Below are 23139 nucleotides of genomic sequence, written 5' to 3'. Positions count from 1 at the left end.
TATATTAGCACAGCTTAGTTATGACAAAACAGGATAAGAGGGCTAGGTTACATGTAAGTTCATGTATTTTTGTTAATTAATCATCACACTTTAATAAAATTAACTATAAGTAGTTATAAGCGCTCATTTTGAATTTGAGAGGCCAGAGCTAAGAGCAAGAACGACTGAAGGTTATCTAGGGTTGTATTGAAGAAGAGCATTAGCGGCTAAAAACAAAAAAAGAGGCGTAATAACGCCTCTTTTTTATCGCTTGATAACCTTTAGCGTCGACGACGTCCACGCGTTGGATATTCTGCGTCATCTGATGGTTGACCACTTAATGGTGGAATCTTCTCTTTCCCCGCCAGTTTCTTCTGCAGTGAAAGCATCAACTCAGCTTCGGCTTTTGGTAGTTCGCACTCTTCAATCAGCTCGTTGATATCAGCGCCAAGCTGTACCATTTTAGAAGCACGACTATACAAGCGACCATCAGTATCAGCGTGTTCGAGTTCGCGAATTCTCTCGTTTAAGTGCTGAATAATGTCTTGTTGCTCCGTCACTTTTTGTCCAAGACCAACGACAACCGAGCGCACTTCGAGTAACTGCTTACTCAACTTTTGCACTTCTTTATCTGCGTGTCGAGATTGAGCTCGTTGTTGGTCTAACTGCTTTTGTAACCCCGAGCGAATCCGCAGTTGCAAAACAACCAATACTAACACGATAAAAGCGACGCCACCCGCAAGGAATGGAGCAGATAAAAGAGTCTCTTCAGCCATCATCATTCAGCCATTAAAGGTGAGCCATCTCGTCCCACTCGTCATCTGTTAGCAGCTTGTTCAAATCCACAAGGATAAGAAGCTTGCCGTCACGGTTGCTCACACCCTGGATGAACTTCGCACTCTCGTCGGTACCAACTGAAGGCGTCGTATCAATTTCAGAAGAACGCAGATAAACGACTTCTGCCACGCTATCTACTAAGATACCAATCACTTGACGCTCAGACTCGATCACAATAATACGAGTGTTGTCGGTGACTTCGCCTTCCATCAGGCCAAAACGTGAACGTGTATCGATAACAGTAACTACATTACCGCGTAGGTTGATGATACCAAGTACATAATCTGGTGCACCTGGAACAGGGGCAATTTCAGTATAACGAAGTACTTCACGAACTTGCATTACGTTGATGCCGTACGTTTCTTCTTCTAGCTGGAACGTCACCCACTGAAGAACTTCGTCATTCGATGCATCTTTCTTCACTTCTACTTCAAAAGCTTGAGACATAGTTAATCCTCGTTAATGTCGTTCCCGACTTAAATCTAATTCAGTGATTTGACATCTAAACCGGCGTTTAGCATGTCAATGAGCGCCTGGACATGAATTAAGGCACACATTTTTTCTTTTACCATGCCCGCTAGCCAAGGGCGTTTACCCGCCTGCTCACGCCAGCGAACCTTGTCGATATTAAGCGTTTCAGTCCCCATTAATTGGTTACTGGCCAACCCCCACATGCTCTCACCAAGCATGACGACATATTGGTAGTTATCTTTATAGCTATCATCACGAAGCTTATCTGCCATCACCCATTTCGCGGTATCGACGACATCAAACTGTTGCTCGCGATTTGTTTGTAGCCCCAAATACCAGGCGGGTTTTCCTATCAAATGGTTAAGCTCGCTAATGCGATGAATACCACCTAACTCATCAAGAGGTACAGCAAACGTGACACCATTCACATCAAAGTAAAGAACTTGGAAGTCCTCACTTCGCTTCGTGCTTTCCCAGACCGTTGGTATATCGGAATCTGCTTGTGTTTCGAGTTCAGTATCGACGTTCGATTCTATATTGATACTTTGTTCGATCACTGCGTGAGGTTCATCCACCTCTGGTTGAGCTTCCTCAAAAACTGGCTCATCAATCACCCAGTCCTGTATTTCCTCAACACCCTGAAGCTCAGGCACCTCACTAAAGGTTTGTACCTCAGGCTCAGCCGCTTTTATCTCTGCTGCAATATCAATCGTATTTTGTTCAAGAATACTATCAATATCCAACTCAGCCACTGGGTTGCTTGCTTCAAGCTGACTTAATAGCCTTTGAACATCTTCCAGGTTTGGAGCTTCCAACTCTGGCGGATATGTTTCTTGAAACTGGTACGTTTCTGGCTCCGAGTATTGTAGCTGCAATTCTGGCTCTGGCTCTGGCTCTGGCTCTGGCTCTGGCTCTGGCTCTGGCTCTGGCTCTGCAGATGATACCTCTTGAGCCAACAGGTCAAGGTCTTCCTCAAGAGTCGTTATTTCAGTTTCATCATCCAGTAATGCATTAAAGTAGTCATCAAGTGCTTGTTCACTGGACAGCACATCATTACTGCTCATCGAACGCCAACCTCTCCAGGTAAATCAGTAGCTGTTTATAGGCAAACACACCACGGCTACCAGATGCAAAATGCGAAGCTGGCAAGTGCTTTAAACTGGCATCGCGGAACTTGGTATCAATAGGCACCGCTGAGGTCCACACTTGATTTGGGTAATCTTTTTTCAGTTGCATCAATGTCTGCAATGACGCTTTCGTGCGCTTATCGTACATGGTTGGGACGATAGTCACTTTGAAACCGCCCGGGCGAGATTTTTGCATAATGGTTAGCGTACGCATCATGCGCTCTAGACCTTTCATCGCCAAAAACTCTGTTTGAACAGGAATCAAAATTCGGTCACTGGCTGCCAACGCGTTCACCATCATCACGCCAAGGATTGGCGGACAGTCAATCAACACATAGTCATAGTCTTGTGAGACAGTTTGCAGCGCCCGTTTTAAGATTAATCCCATACCACTGCGATTACCCATTACGCGATCAAGCGTGGCAAGGGACATATGCGCGGGAATGATATCCATTCCTTCCAGCTCTGTTTCTAAAATCAACGGCTTAACCGTCTCACGAGAAAACGTCTTCAACTGGAATAAATCAAATAGGCTCGAAGTTACTGCATCAGGATCATAACCGAGATAAGTAGTCAGTGAGGCGTGAGGATCAGTATCAACCATCAATACTCGATGGCCTTTCTGGCTCAATAAGCCCGCCAATGTCACTGTTGAGGTGGTTTTACCCACGCCTCCTTTCTGGTTAGCTACACTCCAAACAATCATGATGAATCCTAAGCTAGGCCAACTTCCACCAACATGCGTTCAGCAATGCGGTCAAGCGGTAAATCTTCTGAAGAAATGCCTGCTTTAGCAACCGCTTGGGGCATGCCATAAACAACACAACTTTCTTCATCTTGTGCCCAAATTGTTGAGCCTGAAGACTTCAACATGCGAGCGCCCTCACGACCGTCTGCACCCATGCCTGTCAACACTAAAGAGAGCACTTTGTCGCCATATACTTTTGCGGCAGAACCAAAAGTCACATCCACACATGGTTTGTAGTTCATGCGGTCGCCGCCATCAATAATGCGAAGACGAGCAGCGCCCGCTCGTCCATCCACCATCATTTGTTTCCCACCTGGTGCAAGGTATGCCACACCGGGCTGTAACACATCGCCATCTTGTGCTTCTTTCACTTGAATCTTACACAAGGTGTTCAAACGACTGGCAAACGCAGCAGTAAACGTTGCTGGCATGTGTTGAATCAATACAATCGGATGCGGATAGTTCATCGGCAAACGCGTCAGAATTTTTTGTAGAGCAACGGGGCCACCTGTTGATGTTCCAATTGCCGTCAGTTGATACTTCTTACCAGAAGCACGGTACTTTGTCGCAGCAGGTCGAGTTGGTGTTGGAGTCACAGGTGAAGCCGTTCTTGAACCTAATGGTCGAGTAGTCGTGCTGGTACTCGCTGTTGGGCGAGCGATAGGTCGACGCATGAAAGCGCGCTTCGAGGCAATCTGAATCACACGCTGTTGAAGTAATGACACCGCTTCTTCACGGTTACGCGCAATGTCCTCAAACTTTTTCGGTAAGAAGTCCAATGCGCCCGCATCTAGCGCATCAAGCGTAGCTTTCGCCCCGTCGTGGGTCAGGGACGAAAACATTAGAATTGGCGTTGGAGCAGCGGCCATTATTTCACGTACAGCTGTAATGCCATCCATCACTGGCATTTCAATATCCATCGTGATGACGTCAGGTTTGAGAGATTTGGCTTTCTCAACCGCCTCTCTACCATTTACCGCAACGTCAATCACTTCTAGGCGCGATTCTGAGTTGATGATTTCGCTCACGCGACGTCGGAAAAAACTCGAATCATCAACGACTAGTACTTTAATCGCCATCTTATTCCTTTTAATAACGTCAGCTTTGCTTAAAGGCGTGAAGCCGCAGCATATCGCTTAAGTAAATCAGGCACATCTAGAATTAATGCAATATGGCCATCGCTAGTAATTGTCGCACCAGCCATACCTGGAGTGCCCTGTAATAGATTATCGAGTGGCTTAATAACCACTTCTTCTTGACCAATAAGCGTATCCACAACAAAACCAACGCGCTGGTTACCAATCTGTACAATCACCACGTGACCGTGACCAGTACGCTCTTGGACGTTTTGCGATTTGGATGCCAACCAGTTTTGTAAGTAAAATAGTGGGATAGATTTCTCACGCACAATAATCGTCAGCTGACCATCTACCACGTTTGTACGACTAAGATCCAAGTGGAAAATTTCACTCACCGAAGCCAGTGGTAGAGCAAAAGGATGACCGCCAACACCAACCATCAGAGTCGGTAAAATCGCTAACGTTAGTGGTACTTTGATCGTAATCTTAGTGCCCTTGCCTAGCTCAGAATCGATATCGATTGAACCGTTTAAGGTATTGATCGCCGTCTTAACCACATCCATACCCACACCACGACCAGAGATGTCAGAAATTTTATCTTTACTTGAGAAACCAGGTGCGAAGATAAGGTTGAAGCACTCTTTATCTGTTAAACGTGCCGCCGCATCTTCATCCATCATGCCACGCTTCACCGCGATGCCACGCAGTTTGTTCGGGTCCATACCGCCACCATCATCTACGATGGATAGTTCAATATGGTCCCCTTCTTGCGATGCTGACAAAATCACTTTACCTGTGCGTGATTTGCCGGCCTTCGCGCGTGCGTCTGGCATTTCAATACCGTGATCAACCGAGTTACGTACCAAGTGAATCAACGGATCGGCCAATGCTTCTACAAGGTTCTTATCGAGATCGGTTTCTTCACCGCGCATTTCTAGCACGATGTCTTTATTTAGGTTACGAGCCAAGTCACGAACAACGCGTGGGAAGCGGCCAAACACTTTCTTAATTGGCTGCATACGCGTTTTCATTACCGCGCCTTGTAGATCCGCAGTTACCACGTCAAGGTTAGCGACCGCTTTGGACATCTCTTCGTTGTCGCTATTCAAACCAAGGCTTAATAGGCGGTTTCGAACCAATACGAGCTCACCCACCATGTTCATGATGGTATCAAGTGTCGAGGTATCAACACGAACGGTTGCTTCAGCCTGAGGTTTTTTAACCGCTGGTGCTTTGGCTTCTTCTTTTACCGCGACTGGTTTAGATTCTGGTTTTGGTGCTGGCGCTGCTTGAACGGGTGCTGGCTTAGCAACAGGCTCAGGTTTCGCAGGGCTTTGCTCTACGTTTGCTGACGCTGGCTTCGTTGCCATATCCAATTCTTCTAGCGTTGGACCTTTACCTGAACCATGTAGCTCATCGAGTAACTTTTCGAACTCTTCGTCCGTCATTAAGTCACTGTCTTGATTTGATGAAGATGCCACTGGAGCGGAAGGCTCTGCCGCTTTAGGTGGCTCTACTGGTACGGATGCAGATGCAGCAGCCTCTGCCGTAGAAGGGCTTTTTCCTACACCGTGCAGTTCATCGAGTAAACGTTCAAACTCATCATCAGTGATATCACCACTTTCAACTGATGGTGCACTCGATTGAGGCGGTTCAGATGGCGTTGTAGGTGTCGCAGACATTGAGGTGCCTGGCGCTGAACCTTTACCATGAAGCTCATCAAGTAGCTTTTCGAATTCGTCTTGGGTAATTTCATCAACAGAGCCGACACTTGATGGTGCTGACGGCGCAGCAGGTTCTTCGATGATAGGCTCGGGAATAATAGGCTCTGGAGTAGCCACTGGTTCTTCAACTACGGTTGCCGCTACTTCATCTTCTGACTCAGGTTTGCATAGACGATGAAGTTCTTCAAGAAGCTCAGGGTCCGCAGCTTCTAACGGCTCACGATCTTGAACAGCCTGGAACTGGGTATTAACCGTATCCAAGGCTTTTAGCATCGTATCCATTAAGTTTTGCGTTACCGTGCGTTGACCGTTTCGTAAAACGTCGAACACGTTCTCCGCACCATGACAAGTATCGACTAGCTCTGCCAATGAAAGGAAGCCGGCACCGCCTTTTACGGTATGAAACCCGCGGAAAATAGCATTAAGTAAGTCTTTGTCTTCTGGGTTATTTTCCAATTCAACCAACTGCTCAGAAAGCAGCTCGAGAATTTCCCCAGCCTCAATGAGAAAGTCCTGAAGAATATCTTCGTCTAAATCGTAGCTCATACGTTACCTTTAAAATCCAAGACTGGACAACAAGTCATCGACTTCGTCCTGCGATGAAACCGCATCTTCTCTCAGTTCTGGATGAAGAATCGGGCCTTCGGCTTCGCTTGTTTGTGTATTCTTTTTATCTGCCGGTTCTGACAAAACTTGAATGTGTTCTTCAAGTTTATTTCCAGAGAATACGGTTAGGATTTCCACTAAGCGGCCTTCAACTTCATTAACCAACGTAATTACGCGGCGAATGATTTGGCCAGTTAGGTCTTGGAAGTCTTGCGCCATGAGAATTTCGGTCAATTGGCCGCGCAATTCAGTGCTGTCACCTTCGACTTGCACTAATAGCCCGTCAATTCGGTGGCACAGTGCTTTAAATTCGCTTAATTCTATGCGCCCGTGCATGAGTTCATTCCATTGAGGACGAACTTTTAGAAGGCAATCATGCAGGTTATCAGCGATAGGAAGGCAGCAGTCGACCGCATCCATTGTTTTGTTGGCTGCAAGCTCTGTCTTCTCGATCACATAATTGAGACGATCCCTAGCGTTAGGGATTTCGTCTTTCGCAATTTCGGTCATGCGCTGATCGAGACTGAACTGCTTGAGTGATTCGTGAAGGTCTCGAGTTAACGCTCCAATTTCTTGCAGCATTGGGTTATCGGCACCTTCGTAGATCGAGGCAACAAGCATATTGGCTTGGTCTTGTTCCCCGTTTTCTAGCATTTGAACGAGTGACTTCGCCTGCTCTAGTGAGATCATTCTGAATAGACCCTTTTACGTTTAGTTCTTCTTATCACTTTGAAAACGCTAAACGAGTCATTTAATAGGTATTTAATAATTGGTATGAATGACTCGAATAACAAAGAGAAAGAGAGAGTTATAAACGCTCGAAAATTTTATCTAATTTTTCTTTTAATGTTGCAGCAGTAAATGGCTTAACAATGTAGCCGTTTACACCTGCTTGAGCAGCTTCAATGATCTGCTCACGCTTCGCTTCAGCCGTGATCATTAGAACTGGCAGATGCTTAAGTTCTGCATCCGCGCGGATGTGTTTAAGCAAATCGATGCCTTGCATACCTGGCATGTTCCAGTCAGTTACAACAAAATCGAAGTCACCTTTTTTCAGCATTGGTAATGCGGTTAAACCATCGTCCGCTTCTTGAGTGTTATTGAAACCCAAGTCACGAAGCAGGTTTTTAACAATACGGCGCATTGTTGAGAAATCATCAACAATAAGGATCTTCATGTTTTTATTCAAAATTGCCTCCACTGAATCGTAAAATCAGTGTTTTTAGTCATTTTGTGTCCACGCACTGAGCTTGGTACGTAAACGTTGCATCGCTTGACTCAGTATTTGACTTACGCGAGATTCGCTTACGCCTAACACATCGCCAATTTCTTTCAAATTGAGTTCTTCATCATAATAAAGCGAAAGAACCAAAGCTTCACGCTCTGGAAGCTGTTTTATTGATTCAACCAGTGCTTTTCGAAATGATTCATCAACTACCCCTTTGAATGGGTTGCTGTCATCGGTTTCATCCGCCGGTGAAATCACATCATCAGAAACGCCTAAATCTTCAATACCGACTAATTTTGAGCAGTTGATATCGGTAAGAGCACTATGATATTGATCCAGTGTCATACCGAGATGCGTGGCTACTTCAGAATCAGTAGGATCTCGATTTAATTCGCCTTCCAGCTCCGCAATCGCTTGGTTAATCTCTCGATTATTTTTATGAACAGAACGCGGTACCCAATCGCCTTTACGCATGTCATCTAACATTGCGCCACGAATACGGATACCTGCATAAGTTTCAAAGCTCGCACCTTTAGAACCATCATAATTCTGCTGAGCTTCGATAAGACCGATCATGCCGGCCTGAATTAAATCCTCTACCTGAACACTCGGCGGTAAACGGCCTAGTAGGTGGTGAGCAATGCGCTTAACCAACACTGAATAACGTTCAATGAACGCCTGCTGGCTATTAAATTTGCCATGTTGGTCATAGGTTATCGCTTTATTCACCAAAAGGGTCCTCTGCGAATTCGGTACGATTTAGCAACCTTTCCACAAAAAATTCCAAGTGTCCACTTGGTGTTTTCGGTAGTGGCCACGTCAACGCTTTGTTTGCTAGTGAGCTGATAGCTAAAGCGGCAGGCGAGCGTGGGAACGCATCAACGACAATTTTTTGTCTTTTTACAGCCTGTCGTACTTTATCATCTAATGGAATACATGCTACGAGTTCAAGGCTAACATTCAAGAATCGCTCTGTGACTAGTGTCAACTTTGCAAACAATTCTCGCCCTTCACGGTAGCTTCTGACCATATTTGCTACAACTTTAAAGCGTTGAACTTGGTGTTCTTTACTCAACAGCTTGATTAATGCATAGGCATCTGTGATTGACGTCGGTTCATCACACACAACTACAACCACATCTTGAGCTGCTCGCGAAAAACTGATTACCATGTCAGAGATACCAGCAGCGGTATCAATCAGCAGGACATCCATTTCGTCTTCAAGACTACCAAATGCTCGAATGAGTCCAGCATGCTGAGCGTGAGAAAGCTCTGTCATGCTCTGTGTGCCAGAAGTTGCAGGAATTATCTTTATACCATAAGGCCCTTCGACAATCGCATCTTTTAGCTCACATTCACCCGCTAAGACATGTCCTAGATTACGTTTTGCACGAATTCCGAGCATCACGTCCACATTGGCCAGACCTAAATCAGCGTCGAGAACCATCACCTTCTTGCCTTGGCGAGCCATACAAATCGCCAGACCCAGTGTTACGTTTGATTTCCCCACACCACCTTTGCCGCCAGTAACAGCAATCACTTTGGTCAACGATGGTTGTGTTAAGCGACGGAGGCCGCTTGCTTGATCGTGTATCATATTCTCAGTCATAGTAGTCCGCCGCCTTAGAGTCCTTCACTGTCACTGTTCCAAAAGTGAGGTTCGTTCTCTGTCGACTTCTCTAACAGTTCATTTGCTTTCGCAAGCATATATTTTGGTTGCGCTATCACAATGTCTTCTGGTACGCGCTGACCATTAGCGATGTAAGCTACTGGCATTGCGTTTTGAATCACTACACTGATGAATTCGCCTAGGCTTAATGACTCATCAAGCTTCGTCATAATACAACCCGAAAGTGGTATACGTCGGAAGTGATCCAGCGTTTCTTGTAGAACACGACGTTGTGCGGTAGCCGGCAAAACAAGGTAGCTGTGAATCACTTCCCCGCTCTCTTGCATTAGAGTGTCGAGCTGCTCGGAAAGCCTCACATCTCGTTGCCCCATCCCTGCCGTATCGACCAAAATCAGTCTTCTGTTTCTTAGCTGATATATAACATCGGCTAACTCGTTAGAATCTTTAGCAACTCTTACGGGACAACCCATAATTCTTCCATAAATTGAGAGTTGCTCATGTGCACCTATGCGATATGTATCTGTTGTCACAAGGGCCACATTGTCGGCACCGTATTCCATGGCTGCGCGTGCTGCGAGTTTCGCTACGGTTGTTGTTTTCCCAACCCCCGTCGGACCCAACAATGCGACTACGCCACCACGTTTTAAAATGTCCTGTTTAGGAATATTGATTTGATCCGCCACCAGCGACAATAACGCTTTCCACGCTCGCGCTGGCTTTGTATCTTCCGGGATATAACAGGCCATCTGGTCTGCTAACTCCGGAGAAACGCCCATTCGCTCTAAGCGCTTAATCAGCATTGCTCTTAGTGGCTCACGACGTTCTACTTCTTGCCACATCAGACCAGAAACTTGGTGCTCCAACAGACGACGAATTGACGTCATCTCTTCGCGCATGCTTTCTAGCTCATCGGCCGATTCGTCACGCTCATCACTTGGGCGACGTCGGTCATAGCGCGTCGGGTCCAGCTTGGGCGTCGGACGTTCAAATCGATTGTCCTGTGCGATTAGCTTCGCCAAAGGTGAATCTGGTTGATATGGCGCTGGCTTTTCTTGGTTGTAGCCGTCGCGATGCTTATTTTGGCGTTGCAGCAAAGCAGAGAGCGAATCTTCATTTTCCGCTACGTGGTCGTCAGCATCTGCTGCACCACCGCTATATTGCTTAAGCATATTAGCGAATCGCTGCGTCATTGAGCCTGTTTTTTCATTGTTACTGTTATTACTGTTCAGGCTAATTTTATCTTCATCTAAATGACGATCTTGGTAACGATCAGCAGAAGACGATGACATTTGACGATGTTCGTTATAGCGATTCGATTGAGAAGCACCGCGATTTTGCTGTGACGCTGCGCTTGCTTGAGACGGATTAGATTCACTATCTATCGCCGCAACAATCGCTACTCCACCAGCCACTTTCTTGTTTGACATGATCACCGCTTCCGCGCCTAACTCCTCTTTCACTTGGAGCAGCGCCGTTCTCATGTCTTTGGCAAAAAATCGCTTTATTTTCAAACTATGAATCCATTAATGATGCGTGAGATCAGTTACCCACGGCTTGCACAATTCTGATCTGTTTTTCATCCGGGATTTCTTGGTAAGACAGTACCCGGAGATTAGGTATTGTGTTCTTCACAAATTTCGCCAACGTCGAGCGTAATACGCCGGAAGTAAGCAGAACGGCAGGTTCGCCTTTCAGTTCTTGTTCCTGTGTCGCTTGGCTTAGTGAAGACTGCAATCGCTCAGCGAGTCCCGGTTCAATCCCCGCAGATTCGCCTCCTGATGCTTGCATAGTTTGATGCAATATTTGTTCCAGTTCGGGTATCAAAGTAATCACTGGTAACTCAGGCTCTATACCATTGATTTCTTGAACAATTAGACGTTTAAGACTAATTCGAACTGCTGCCGTCAATATGTCAGCTTCTTGACTCTTACTTGAGTACTCAGCCAAAGTTTGAACAATCGTGCGAATATCGCGGATTGGAATGGCCTCGTTTAACAAGTTTTGTAGGACTTTCACCACCACACCTAATGGTAATTGGTCAGGAACAAAGTTCTCGACCAACTTAGGCGCGCTGCGTCCCAACATTTCTAATAAATTCTCTACTTCTTCATGACCAATTAGCTGTGATGCGTTGTTGGTCAATAGCTGGCTTAGGTGCGTCGCTAATACCGTTGATGAATCAACAACCGTATAACCCAGAGCCTGCGCGTGCTCACGCTGATCTTCTCGGATCCATACGGCTTCCAGTCCAAAAGCAGGGTCAATGGTTGGCTCACCATCAATCATGCCATACACCTGACCTGGGTTAATCGCTAGCTCTTGATCCGGACGAATCTCTGCTTCGCCCACCGCAACCCCCATCAATGTAATTCGGTAACTGTTTGGGGTCAGCTCAAGATTGTCACGAATATGAACCGCTGGAATTAGGAACCCAAAATCTTGCGATAACTTTTTACGCACGCCTTTTACGCGCTCTAACAGTTCCCCACCTTGGTCTCTGTCCACCAAAGGGATTAAGCGATAACCGACTTCCAAGCCAATAATATCGACTGGCTGGACGTCATCCCAAGACAGTTCGCGCTGTGAGGAAGGTTCTGTACCTTCGTCTGCTGTTGCTGGTAAAGCGGGCTCTTTCGCTTTCTGCTTCTGCCGTTTGTCGATGAAATATGCCGCTGCACCGGCCGCGACTGCCAGGCTCAAAAACGCAAAGTGTGGCATGCCCGGTACGATGCCCATCACACCAAGAATAGCCGCAGTAATCATCAGCGCTTTTGGGTTGTCGAACATCTGGAAGACCAGTTGTTCCCCCATGTCTTCATCGGTGTTTTGGCGCGTCACCATCATTGCCGCTGCAATCGACAGCAATAGCGATGGGATTTGTGCGACCAAACCATCACCGATTGTCAGTAAGGTATAGATTTCAATCGCTTCACCGAAACCCAATCCATACTGCGCCATACCGATCGACAGACCGCCGACGATGTTGATAAACAGAATCAAAATACCGGCAATCGCGTCACCTTTTACGAACTTCGAGGCACCATCCATCGAGCCATAGAAATCCGCTTCTTTGGTCACTTCAAAACGACGAACTCTTGCCTGCTCTTGGTCTATCAATCCGGCATTCAAGTCCGCATCAATCGCCATTTGCTTACCCGGCAACGCATCAAGCGTAAAGCGAGCACTTACCTCAGAGATACGACCCGCACCTTTGGTCACCACCATAAAGTTGATGATCATTAAGATGAGGAAAACCACTAGGCCGACCGCGTAGTTACCACCAATAACGACGTTACCGAACGCCTCAATTACGTTACCTGCCGCATTACCGCCTTCATGACCATGCAGTAAGACGACACGAGTCGAGGCAACGTTCAAAGCCAAGCGGAGCAACGTGGCGATCAGCAATACCGTTGGAAAAGCAGCGAAGTCCAAAGGGCGACGTGTGTAAACGGTCACTAACAACACCACCATCGACAGCGCGATGTTAAAGGTGAAGAACATATCCAGCAAAAATGCTGGAATCGGCAGTACCACCATCGCTAGGGTGGCCAAAACCATCACCGGAGCACCAATAGCTGGCATTTCACGTTGAGGGATTCGTGGCAATTTATCTGCAAACGGCAGGCTTAACTTCATACTGCGAGAGATCTCAATCGATTGAAGCGTCACGTAAGCTCTTACTATTAATACGCGACCGCTTTAGCCTAAAAGTTTAGGTAGGGTTGATAATTAAAGCGTTTTAAGCAATCTATGTACCATAATTAGCGCCAAAATAATGACTAAACACTCAAATAGAGCTTAGCTTTTGATCAAACGAGCTTTTTTAAGGCTTTACAGCTTTTCGTATCAATGACGGTGCTCGGGCGGGATTGGCAAATCATAATCTTGAATTTTCGGGCGCTGTCCACCTCGTTTTCGGTATTGCTTCAATTGGAATACAAATGCCAAAACCTGAGCGACGGCAGTAAATAACCCATCGGGGATCTCTTGCTCGAGCTCTGTCGTGTGGTACAACGCACGAGCCAAAGGTGGTGCGGGCACAATCGTAATGTCATGTTCGCGGGCGACTTCTCGAATCTTCATCGCCATGTGGTCAGTACCTTTAGCGATCACGACTGGCGCACGGTCTGTCTTCTGTTTATAACGAAGCGCTACCGAGAAGTGCTCTGGGTTAGTAACAATAACATCAGCTTGAGGAACGTCCGCCATCATTCGACGTTGAGCCGCTTCCCTTTGCAACATACGAATACGGCCTTTCACTTCCGGCTTACCTTCAGTCTCTTTGTATTCGTCTTTGACTTCTTGCTTGGTCATTTTTAACTGATCGGCGTGCTGCCAAATTTGAAATGGAATATCGATGGCAACCACAATCAATAGCGAGCAACTGATCAGCAAAATAAAGTTCAGCAAAATATCTAAAGCATGGAAGATGTTTTGCGGATACACATCCATGCTCAATTGAATCAGATCGGCCTGTGATGCTTGGATCAAATAGATGGCGACACCAGTGACCAGAACCACTTTAAGGATTGATTTGATCAACTCTACCCAGCTTTGCATGCCAACCATTCGCTTTAAGCCGCTAAGCGGATTCATTTTCGACAGCTTGGGCATGGCCGCTTGGGCAGAAAAACTGATTCCTCCCACACCTGCTGCTCCAATCATGGCGGCGGTAAACAATGTCGCTAACACCAAAAATAGTGGGAACAACAAATCACTCATCGCGCCCAAAGCGATATCAAACAGTTTTGCAGTATCGAAAATCTCTTCTCGTTGAAGATCAAATAAACGGCTCATGATGGAAAACAATGAACGTGCTAACGCCTCGCCAAACCACATCAATGAAATGGCGCCAACGATCAGCACAGATGCTGATGCAAGCTCTTTAGATCGAGCGACCTGCCCCTTTTCTCTGGCTTGTTGTAACCGTCGGGGCGTGGCTTCTTCGGTGCGTTCCTGACCGTCTGATTCTGCCAAATCTTAGCACTCCAAGCGAATAAGCCGACAAATCTGCGCCTCACCCACTGTCCAGAACATTTCATAATGACTGTATAGACCAGCCAGTATGTACCAACAAAGTAATAGACCCACCATCAAAGCAAAAGCAAAACCAAGCGAGAAGATATTCAGCTGTGGTGCGGCACGGGTCATTACACCAAACGACAAGTTAATGGTCAGTAGTGCAATAATGCCGGATAGAGACATACTCAATGCCGTTTGGAACATAATACCAAGCCAGCCTGCCATTTCACGGAAATCAACCGCGTTGAGCGAGCCGGAGCCAATCGGCAAAGTTTTAAAACTGAACACCACCAATTGCAGCATTTTTAAGTGTCCATCGGTGGCAAGGAAAAACATTGTCGTTAAGAACATGAATAACTGACCAAGCAATGGCGTGTTCTGACCATTTGCGGGATCGACCATAGAAGCAAAGCCCAAACTTGATTGCATACCCAATATTTGACCCAGCAGGACAAAGGTTTGAATCATAAATTGAGTAACCATACCCATCGCTATGCCGATGATCATTTGCTCGGCAATGGTCATGAAGCCACGAAACGAGAGTAGCTCAATGTCTTGAGGTACGGCGGGGATAGCTGGCATGACAGCGAAAGTGATGGCTAAACCGAGGTAAAGGCGGATTCTTGGCGAAACAAATCGGGCCCCGGTTACTGTCATCACCATCAACATGGATGAGATACGAACATAGGGCCAGAAGTAGTTTGCGATCCAATCTAAGACAACGCTAGTGGGGTACTCCATAGGCGCCTCTAATAAAGCACCTGAGGTAAGCGTTCAATCAAGCCATAGAAATATTCCATCAACATTTGCGTCATCCAATGCCCAAACAGCATCAGGGCCAAAAGCGTGACAATCAAACGCGGTAAGAAGCTCAACGTTTGTTCGTTGATGGATGTCGCAGCTTGAAAAATCGCGACTACAAGGCCGATAAGCAAGCTTGGGATGATAATAGCGCAGACCATGATAAGCACCATCCAAAGTGCTTCACGGAAAAGCTCGACAAACATTTCTGGTGTCATGTCTTATCCTCTATCTGCGCTTATCTAAAGGGCAAAGCTGCCCGCAAGTGTCGAGAGTATCAAGTTCCAACCATCGACCAATACGAACAACATCAACTTGAACGGCAACGAAACAATCATTGGTGACAACATCATCATACCCATTGCCATCAGTACCGAAGCGACTACAAGGTCAATAATCAAAAACGGCAAGAAGAGCATAAAGCCAATTTGGAATGCAGTTTTTAGCTCTGAGGTGATAAAAGCCGGAATCAACACCGCCATCGACACATCTTCTGGATTCTCGACTTGCTCTCCTGACATGGTTACGAACGTCTCCAAGTCTTTGATTCGGGTCTGCTTAAGCATAAATGCTTTCATTGGCGCTTGTGCAGCATCAAACGCTTCTCGCGCCGTGACTTGCTCGTTCAAATAAGGCTGAACAGCTTTGTCGTTGATTTCGTTCAGGACAGGGGACATAACAAAAAAGGTCAAAAACAGCGCAATACCAATAATAACCTGATTAGAAGGCGTTTGTTGCAAACCCATTGCCTGACGCAATATCGACATCACCACCACAATTCGAGTGAACGAGGTCATCAGAATCACCATGGCAGGCAAGAAGCCAAGCATGGTCATTAACGCTAAAATTTGTAGTGTAACCGAGTAGTCTTCACTGCCATCAGGGTTCGTGGTCATGGTGAATGCTGGAATACCACCGCCACTAGAAACGGACATAGCACGGCTAGCACCAGTATCACTTTGCATAGCCTGAACTGTAACACTACTTCCATCGGCTAAGTTATCTGGCAGCGCTGACTCCTCTGCTTCAGCAAAGGTAAATGAAGAAAACAGCACGCCGACAAAAAGTAACAACGTACTCAGGAGCAAACGAATTGGATTACCCTTTGTCATGTTTTTTGATCAGCTGGCTAAATTGAGTCGCAAAAGCATTGGTCGCCAACTCTTCCTCTTTCAGTGGCTTATCTAACTTGGCTAAAGTTTGGATCGATTGGCTAGTAATCCCAACCAAAAACTGTTCTTCACCCACTTGAACTACTGCGATTCTTTCTTTTGTACCCACTGGCAACTGACTCACTATACGCAAGCCCTTTTGTTGTCCCATCGCTGGCACTTGCATACGTTTCAGCAACCAAGCCAGCAAAAGAATCACGCCGATTACAAGCACAAGCGAGCCAAGTGTCGTCGCAAGATCTAGATTATTTGGTGCGGCAGCAAATGCATAAGGAGCACTTAGTATTAAGCTCAGTGCTCCAGTGATTTGCTTCAATCGCATTTTGATTGAACGACTCATCTTAACGCAGCTTCTTAATTCGTTCAGTTTGGCTGATCACATCCGTCAAACGGATACCAAACTTATCGTTGACGACCACGACTTCGCCGTGAGCAATCAAAGTACCGTTAACCAATACGTCGAGCGACTCACCGGCTAGACGATCCAATTCAACAACCGAACCTTGGTTAAGCTGCAACAGGTTCCGAATGCTAATTTGAGAACGACCGACTTCCATCGAAATCGTCACCGGGATATCCATAATAGTGTCGAGTTTACGACGCTCATCTTCGCTAATTGGGCTTGAAGTGTCTTTTAGCTCTTCCAGTGGCGCAGCCAATACTTCATCTACGTCTACAGAAGGGGCAGACGGGTCTTCGCCAAGAGCGGCTGCCCATTCGTCTGCTAGCTTTTGATCGTCACTTGGTTCCATTTTTCTATCCTGTGTTACGCCTTACTCATGCCATAGCATGTCTGTTTAATAAGGTATCTTAATGGTCTATATCGTCTTCACTCTCAAGCTCGGACATGATGTCTTTACCTAAGAAAGCTAAATCTGTTTTGACGACATGTGGGCGCTCAATTTCCTCAGAAATTTGCACCGCTAATTTATCTTCCGAACGACCCATTTTTACGCGATAGGTCGGTAGGTCTTCTACAAACATCGTCGCATGTTCTGGCATTTCAATCGGGATGATATCGCCCGGTTGCAGCTCCATGAGATCACGCAAAGAAATGTCTTTTTCGAGCAAGTTCACACGGAAGTTAACCGGACAATCCATGATCTCTTCACGTAGTGCTGAGCTCCAGCGAACGTCCGTTTCCATCTTGTCGGACTGAACACCTGCATCCAATAGTTCACGGATAGGCTCAACCATGGAGTAAGGCATAACGACATGAAAATCGCCGCCACCGCCGTCAACTTCTATATGGAATGAACTCACGACAATCACTTCTGTCGGGCTGACAATGTTTGCCATGCTTGGGTTTACTTCAGAGTCGAGATATTCGAACTCTACCCCCATCACTGGCGACCACGCTTCTTTATAATCTTCAAATACAATTTTCAGTAACAACTGAATGATGCGGCGTTCCGTTGGGGTAAATTCACGGCCTTCTATTTTGGCGTGGAATCGACCATCACCGCCAAAGAAGTTTTCTACCAGAATAAAGACTAAACGAGCCTCCATGGTGATCAACGCAGTGCCTTTTAACGGACGAAAACGCACCATGTTCAAACTGGTTGGCACGTACAATGTGTTCTGGTATTCACCAAACTTCATCATCTGCACGCCATTGATCGACACCTCTGCCGTTTTACGCAGCATATTAAACAGACTAATACGCATGTGCCGTGCGAAGCGCTCGTTGATAAGTTCGAGCGTCGGCATTCGACCACGTACGATTCTGTCTTGCGACGAGAAATCAAAATTGACGGCGCCCTCAGTGTCGTTTTCTATCGGTTCATCGACGTCATCAACATCGTCAACCCCATGCAATAGCGCATCAATTTCGTCTTGGCTTAATAGATCGGTCACGTTTTACCTATTGAATAACAAAATCTGTAAACAGTACTTTTTCAATCACTGGCTTACCGACCGCAGCATTCAGCGCTGCTTTGATATCTTCGGAAGCACGATCGCGCAATTCCACTCGTCCTGTAGGAGAGCGCAATTGATCAACCGTCGCGGAAGCAAATGTTGATAGCATAGAGCTTTCAATCAGTGGCGAGTGATACCGCGCCAACTCTTCATTTTCTGCACCGCGAACCATTAACTGCGCTTTAATTTGAACCAACCTATCGCGGCTATCCCCAGTAACGTTAAATACAAATGCCTGAGGAAGATTCACATACGCGATGGGCGCAGCATCCGATGCCTTCACTTGAGCCTGTTGAGACGATTCAGCCTGAGCAGGTTCATCAGAGCCCATTAGAAAAAATGCCGCTGCCCCGCCACCAAGTAGTAATACTACAACAGCGATGATGATGATAAGTAACTTGCTTTTTCCTTTCGGCGCATCGGCCCCTTGTAACTGTTCTTCTGCCATTCTTGTCTCTTATTGTTCTTTTGAGTTACCAAGACGTTTTAGTGAGTTGCTTGGTAACCGTATGCCATTGCCGTTAAACGGCCTTTTATGCGTAAAAACTAATTCCATCACGCTTTGAAGCGACATTCAAATCCAGATTGACATCAGATTCAAAACCCTCTTCGGACTGTCCAGAAAAACCGCCACTTTGCGCGCTTTGACCATGTTGTTCAGCAGTATACCTACCTTGCTGTTGCCCGCTGTTTTGTTGCTGGACGGAAGAATCAGCCAGCTGCATACCTTGTTGCGCTAGCATTTCTCTCAAACGAGGGAGCGTCTGTTCAATAATGTCACGAGCTTGCGGGTTGTTCACTGTAAAATGTACATTGGCAACGTCGTTATTCATGGTCATACGAATTTGCATACGACCTAACTCTGGTGGATCAAGACGAATATCGAGATTTTTCAGATTCTTCGACATCATCATTTGCACTTTTTCCGCAACTTGCTCGTTGGCTAGCTCTTTAGTTAGTTGCAACGGAAGCTGAGCTTGTTGTGCAGCATCAATACGCGCTTGTTGCTGCACATTAATTCCTTGCTGACCTGCCATAGCCTGAAGTTGTCCAGCGAAGCCATGTTGGAGGTCCGGCTTATCTTGTTTATCCGCAGTCGCCTTTAGCGCACCAGTCTCCAATGCTGCGTTCATCACTTTCTGGCTAATCTCTCCGTCTTTCACACCTTGAAGCGACGTCGGCACTTGCGCGGCTATCAACGTATCAGGCGTTGGAGATAATGCGACTTTTTCTCCACTATGAGCAGTTTGTGGCTGGGGTACTTGAGCCGCTGTATGCTGGATTTGCTGAGACACTGCCATAGGTCCAGCCTGGCGAGTTAAATTATGTTGTACTTGTTGCTCTGCGAGAATCTGTTTAATGTCATTAGGGAGCGCAACAAATTGGGCAAGGTCTTGATCAGGAATATCCGCCGTGATCCTTCCTTGTTTCAACCCTTCAATGATCTGAGCTTCTTGCTGAGTCAGTGGTTTTCCTTGCGCCAACTTAGTATCTATAACTTCAAGTTCATCCAAGGATACTCGTGGAAGCGCGTCGATGTTGGAACAATCAACATCTGTTAACAACGGCGACAGATCATTAGCTACTTCACCACTGACTGCGCTCTTAGTCGTCGGATGGCTGGCTTGTTTCGCTAGCTCTTGCCAAGCAGCAAACTCAGACGAGAGTTTGTCGACATCGATAGGTTGACCATTCTTATCTAAAATTGGCTCTAAGTCTTGCCCTGGGATCAGCTGTGCTTGTTCAAGAGAATGAACTGATGGCGTTTCATTCAAAGCCAGCTCATCAAGGTTTGTCGAAACGGTTGCTTGCTCGTGGAACGAATGCACTAAATTCGCGCTCTGAGGCAAAACTTTGCCACTATTGATGGATGCATTACTCGCATTCAGGGTTTGATTCGCTTGTTCAATTCGGCCAAGAAGCTGTTGTCCTTCGCCCATAGTGCTTTTTACGTCCATTGTATTTGATGGGTTGCTCGTATCGATTGATGTTGATTTCACTTTTTCAATAGCTTCAACATCATTCTCCAAAGGTGTGCTGTTACCCGCCTTTTGTAAACTTGCTTCTTCACTTAAGGTTGCATTCGGTTTGTTTGCTGATATTTCATCAAAACCATGGGTCTCGTCACTGACGGATTCTTGGCTTTCTTGCGCCAACAATTCGTCCGAGACGTTAGCAGAAGAAGTACTGCCTACATCCGCTCTTTCTTTTTCTTCAACCACTGTCGATTCTGTTGCTACTTTTTCGGGCTTTTGTTTACCAGCAAACGCATCGGTTAACGTTTCTAAAAATCCCTTGCTCTCAGTGCTCTCTGCGGACGCTTTAGCGGACACATCAGAAACTGGCGTCTTGGTAGTCGCAGATACATGGGACAAATTCACACTCATTTAGAAACTCTCGTTCTCGTGGCTCTGAGCGTATCGCTGACAGACAGCAATACTGGCGGCAAACAAAGGTCAAAAAGACCCGACACTGACAGCTAAAATGCAAAAATCACACCACAATATTGAGTCAATTCTCGGTAAGCTAATAGATGGCATGTTTATGGAACAAACATCAACAGTACTATCCGAGAACCTGGTTCCTAACATGATGTACAGCTACTTGATTGACTTTGAAAAACGATAAGTGTAAACAGACACTTGGCTTAACAATTAAGGAATCACTTTGAAGATCACAGAATTACGCCAATATAGAATCAAAGCAGGCAAAACAGAACAGTGGCTAAGTTGGATGAAGGAAGAACTGTTGCCCTATCAACGTTCACAAGGCATGCGTGTACTGAATACTTACGTCCACACTGGTGATGATGGACATGACTATTTTGTTTGGCTTAGAGAGTTCGACAATGAACAAGCACGCCAGGCTCTCTACGAAAAAACATACAACGAGTGGTGGGTTCGCGAGATTCGACCGAAGGTGTTTGAGTTAATTGAACAAGACTCAATCAAAGTTACCTTACTTGAATCGGTAGAGATGTAGTCAGCTGCAACACCGTAATGAAATATCGAACCGATAACCTTTAGAAACGATGTGGTTTTCGACTGTAAAGTAAGGTGGAAAACTCGTCCATTTGCTTTTGTTCGCGCTTAGCTTCAGCAAGTTGTTTCTCTTTTTCGCGTTTGTCTATCATCCACTCATAGGATTTGCGTTCTTTACGCACGGTTAACCAATATTCTTTACAGTTTTCAACCTGCTCTTTGAAATGACTTTCTGCTTGCTTTTGCTTAGATAAAGTTTCATCTAGCTGGGTAAGGAATCGATTTAAGTGTCCATATTGACTTGCCGTTAGGCCCGCCTGACCACGGTCGACGAGTTGCTGGCAATAATCAAGCCGATACTTTTCAATTTGTTCAACCTGACGGTAATAATCTTCGAGTTCAGAACGCGCTTTGTTCAGTGCAAGCACAGCTTGGTCTTCACGATCCTTAGTTTGCTCAAGTAGAAACTCCATCGCATTATTCATGCGCTATCACCCACCCAAAATGTTTCTAAGCATATTGACGCACATATCGTATGGCACCGATTCTTTCATGCTCTGCTGCAAGTATTCGTCTAACTTCGGTTTCAAAGTAAATGCGCCATCAATAGCAGGATCGGTACCCGGTTTGTACGCTCCAATCGAGACCAAATCTTGATTCTTGCGACAAATAGACAAGACCTGTCGCACCGCTTTTGACATCAGAACGTGCTCTTCGGTCGTGATTTGCGGCATAACACGGCTCACCGACTTCTCGACATCAATCGCCGGATAATGGCCTGCATCCGCCATTTCACGAGAAAGTACAATATGGCCATCAAGAATGGCTCGCGATGCGTCCGCTATCGGATCTTGCAAATCATCCCCTTCGGTCAACACGGTAAAGAACGCCGTAATCGAGCCTTGTTCGGCACTTCCATTACCCGCTCGCTCGACCAGCGCTGGCAGCTTGGCAAATACAGAAGGCGGGTAACCTTTCGTCGCTGGCGGCTCACCAACAGAAAGTGCGATTTCACGCTGTGCTTGTGCAAAACGAGTCAACGAGTCCATCAATAGCAGAACATCTAACCCTTGGTCCCTGAAGTATTCAGCAATCGTTAATGCCGTTTGGCACCCCTTTAAGCGCATTAGAGGTGAAGCATCGGCAGGCGCCGCGACCACCACTGAGCGGCGACGACCGTCCTCACCCAAGATCTCTTCGATGAACTCTTTAACTTCACGTCCACGCTCACCTATCAGGCCGACGACCACAACCTGTGCGGTGGTGCCTCGCGTCATCATGCCAAGCGTGACCGATTTACCCACACCAGAACCTGCAAACAGACCGATACGCTGACCTTTACCAACCGTCAACAAACCATTGATGGCTTTTAGGCCAACATCGAGCGGTTCAGAAATTGGTTTTCGAGCCAACGGGTTGATCGGCTCAGCATTAAAAGAGGCACGGTGATCGGTATACAAAGGGCCAAGTCCATCAAGTGGATTCCCAACCCCGTCTATCACGCGCCCAAGTAACTCCATGCCGACAGGCAAACCAGCGTCACTGGTTAAAGGGGTGACTCTCGCGCCAGGTAAAATGCCCGTAATTTGTTCGCTTGGCATTAAAAATAGGTTGCCACCTGAAAAGCCGACAACCTCGGCTTCCATCTGACCTGACATGGTTTCCACTAAGCATAAACTGCCAATCGGTGCGCGACAGCCGGTCGCTTCCAACGTTAATCCAACCACACGCACCAGTTTGCCAGAGGCGACAGGGCGTGTCGTAAGACCTTCAACTTTATAGCTTTTTAAGCGGTCAGCGAGTGCTTGCAT

At 46.4% G+C, this 23139-nt stretch carries 24 protein-coding genes; 1 reads left to right on the top strand and 23 read right to left on the bottom strand.

What is annotated here, in order from left to right; all coding sequences use genetic code 11:
* Positions 1–260: 260 nt before the first annotated feature.
* The 21 genes from R7093_RS22775 to R7093_RS22675 all read right to left on the bottom strand — a co-directional run bounded on the left by R7093_RS22775 (position 261) and on the right by R7093_RS22675 (position 20734).
* On the bottom strand, positions 261–755 hold the full coding sequence (locus R7093_RS22775; RefSeq protein ID WP_031777229.1) for a DUF2802 domain-containing protein: 495 nt from the start codon (positions 753–755) through the stop codon (positions 261–263).
* A gap of 13 nt (positions 756–768) precedes the next feature.
* Positions 769–1263: a chemotaxis protein CheW gene (locus R7093_RS22770; protein ID WP_005380507.1), complete on the bottom strand. Its 495-nt coding sequence runs from the start codon at positions 1261–1263 to the stop codon at positions 769–771.
* Positions 1264–1298: 35 nt separating this feature from the next.
* Entirely contained in the window at positions 1299–2351 is a 1053-nt protein-coding gene (locus R7093_RS22765) for a chemotaxis protein CheW (RefSeq protein ID WP_065274746.1), read from the bottom strand.
* Positions 2341–3120 carry a ParA family protein gene (locus R7093_RS22760; RefSeq protein WP_005380505.1) on the bottom strand — a complete coding sequence of 260 codons (780 nt, stop codon included), beginning with the start codon at positions 3118–3120 and terminating at the stop codon, positions 2341–2343. Before R7093_RS22760 ends, R7093_RS22765 begins: the two co-directional genes overlap by 11 nt.
* 8 nt (positions 3121–3128) lie before the next feature.
* The gene (locus tag R7093_RS22755) at positions 3129–4241 is read right to left on the bottom strand and encodes a chemotaxis response regulator protein-glutamate methylesterase (RefSeq protein WP_005384458.1); all 1113 of its coding nucleotides are present in this window, start codon (positions 4239–4241) and stop codon (positions 3129–3131) included.
* Positions 4242–4270: 29 nt separating this feature from the next.
* Complete coding sequence (locus tag R7093_RS22750) at positions 4271–6511, bottom strand: chemotaxis protein CheA (RefSeq protein WP_005384459.1); 2241 nt, start codon at positions 6509–6511, stop codon at positions 4271–4273.
* Positions 6512–6520: 9 nt separating this feature from the next.
* Positions 6521–7261, bottom strand: a complete 741-nt coding sequence (locus R7093_RS22745; RefSeq protein WP_005380502.1) for a protein phosphatase CheZ — start codon at positions 7259–7261, stop codon at positions 6521–6523.
* Between the two features lie 118 nt (positions 7262–7379).
* A complete protein-coding gene (cheY, locus tag R7093_RS22740; protein WP_017635949.1) occupies positions 7380–7748 on the bottom strand; it encodes a chemotaxis response regulator CheY in 369 nt (122 codons plus the stop codon).
* Between the two features lie 45 nt (positions 7749–7793).
* Entirely contained in the window at positions 7794–8528 is a 735-nt protein-coding gene (locus R7093_RS22735; RefSeq protein WP_005380499.1) for an RNA polymerase sigma factor FliA, read from the bottom strand.
* On the bottom strand, positions 8521–9408 hold the full coding sequence (locus R7093_RS22730; RefSeq protein ID WP_005380498.1) for a MinD/ParA family protein: 888 nt from the start codon (positions 9406–9408) through the stop codon (positions 8521–8523). Before R7093_RS22730 ends, R7093_RS22735 begins: the two co-directional genes overlap by 8 nt.
* 14 nt (positions 9409–9422) lie before the next feature.
* Positions 9423–10940 (bottom strand): flagellar biosynthesis protein FlhF, encoded by a 1518-nt coding sequence (gene flhF / locus R7093_RS22725; RefSeq protein WP_033907111.1) that lies wholly within the window; start codon positions 10938–10940, stop codon positions 9423–9425.
* A gap of 28 nt (positions 10941–10968) precedes the next feature.
* On the bottom strand, positions 10969–13068 hold the full coding sequence (gene flhA / locus R7093_RS22720) for a flagellar biosynthesis protein FlhA (RefSeq protein ID WP_025998722.1): 2100 nt from the start codon (positions 13066–13068) through the stop codon (positions 10969–10971).
* 210 nt (positions 13069–13278) lie between these two features.
* Positions 13279–14409 (bottom strand): flagellar biosynthesis protein FlhB, encoded by a 1131-nt coding sequence (gene flhB, locus R7093_RS22715; RefSeq protein WP_005380490.1) that lies wholly within the window; start codon positions 14407–14409, stop codon positions 13279–13281.
* 3 nt (positions 14410–14412) lie between these two features.
* Positions 14413–15195 carry a flagellar biosynthetic protein FliR gene (gene fliR / locus R7093_RS22710; RefSeq protein ID WP_005384463.1) on the bottom strand — a complete coding sequence of 261 codons (783 nt, stop codon included), beginning with the start codon at positions 15193–15195 and terminating at the stop codon, positions 14413–14415.
* Positions 15196–15203: 8 nt separating this feature from the next.
* A complete protein-coding gene (fliQ, locus tag R7093_RS22705; protein WP_005380488.1) occupies positions 15204–15473 on the bottom strand; it encodes a flagellar biosynthesis protein FliQ in 270 nt (89 codons plus the stop codon).
* A 24-nt stretch (positions 15474–15497) separates the two neighbouring features.
* The gene (fliP, locus tag R7093_RS22700) at positions 15498–16367 is read right to left on the bottom strand and encodes a flagellar type III secretion system pore protein FliP (RefSeq protein WP_005380487.1); all 870 of its coding nucleotides are present in this window, start codon (positions 16365–16367) and stop codon (positions 15498–15500) included.
* Positions 16354–16767, bottom strand: coding sequence for a flagellar biosynthetic protein FliO (gene fliO, locus R7093_RS22695; RefSeq protein WP_017820812.1), 414 nt, complete (start codon positions 16765–16767; stop codon positions 16354–16356). The genes fliP and fliO overlap by 14 nt, the downstream gene beginning before the upstream one ends.
* A gap of 1 nt (position 16768) precedes the next feature.
* On the bottom strand, positions 16769–17179 hold the full coding sequence (gene fliN, locus R7093_RS22690) for a flagellar motor switch protein FliN (RefSeq protein WP_005380479.1): 411 nt from the start codon (positions 17177–17179) through the stop codon (positions 16769–16771).
* Between the two features lie 58 nt (positions 17180–17237).
* The gene (gene fliM / locus R7093_RS22685; RefSeq protein ID WP_005380478.1) at positions 17238–18284 is read right to left on the bottom strand and encodes a flagellar motor switch protein FliM; all 1047 of its coding nucleotides are present in this window, start codon (positions 18282–18284) and stop codon (positions 17238–17240) included.
* A 7-nt stretch (positions 18285–18291) separates the two neighbouring features.
* Entirely contained in the window at positions 18292–18795 is a 504-nt protein-coding gene (fliL, locus tag R7093_RS22680) for a flagellar basal body-associated protein FliL (RefSeq protein WP_005380477.1), read from the bottom strand.
* 85 nt (positions 18796–18880) lie between these two features.
* Entirely contained in the window at positions 18881–20734 is a 1854-nt protein-coding gene (locus R7093_RS22675; RefSeq protein WP_047102858.1) for a flagellar hook-length control protein FliK, read from the bottom strand.
* 280 nt (positions 20735–21014) lie between these two features.
* Here R7093_RS22675 and R7093_RS22670 point away from each other — a divergent pair, with 280 nt between their 5' ends.
* Positions 21015–21329, top strand: a complete 315-nt coding sequence (locus R7093_RS22670) for an NIPSNAP family protein (RefSeq protein ID WP_017635953.1) — start codon at positions 21015–21017, stop codon at positions 21327–21329.
* 40 nt (positions 21330–21369) lie between these two features.
* On the opposite strand, the gene fliJ is transcribed toward R7093_RS22670, so the two are convergent.
* Together fliJ and fliI are read right to left on the bottom strand one after the other, a co-directional pair.
* Positions 21370–21813, bottom strand: a complete 444-nt coding sequence (fliJ, locus tag R7093_RS22665; protein WP_005380474.1) for a flagellar export protein FliJ — start codon at positions 21811–21813, stop codon at positions 21370–21372.
* Between the two features lie 6 nt (positions 21814–21819).
* The gene (gene fliI, locus R7093_RS22660) at positions 21820–23139 is read right to left on the bottom strand and encodes a flagellar protein export ATPase FliI (RefSeq protein WP_047102857.1); all 1320 of its coding nucleotides are present in this window, start codon (positions 23137–23139) and stop codon (positions 21820–21822) included.

This window comes from Vibrio sp. 1580 (assembly GCF_033340055.1).
Note: the sequence above shows the minus strand (reverse complement) of the source record. Positions and strands in the feature narration are given on the sequence as shown.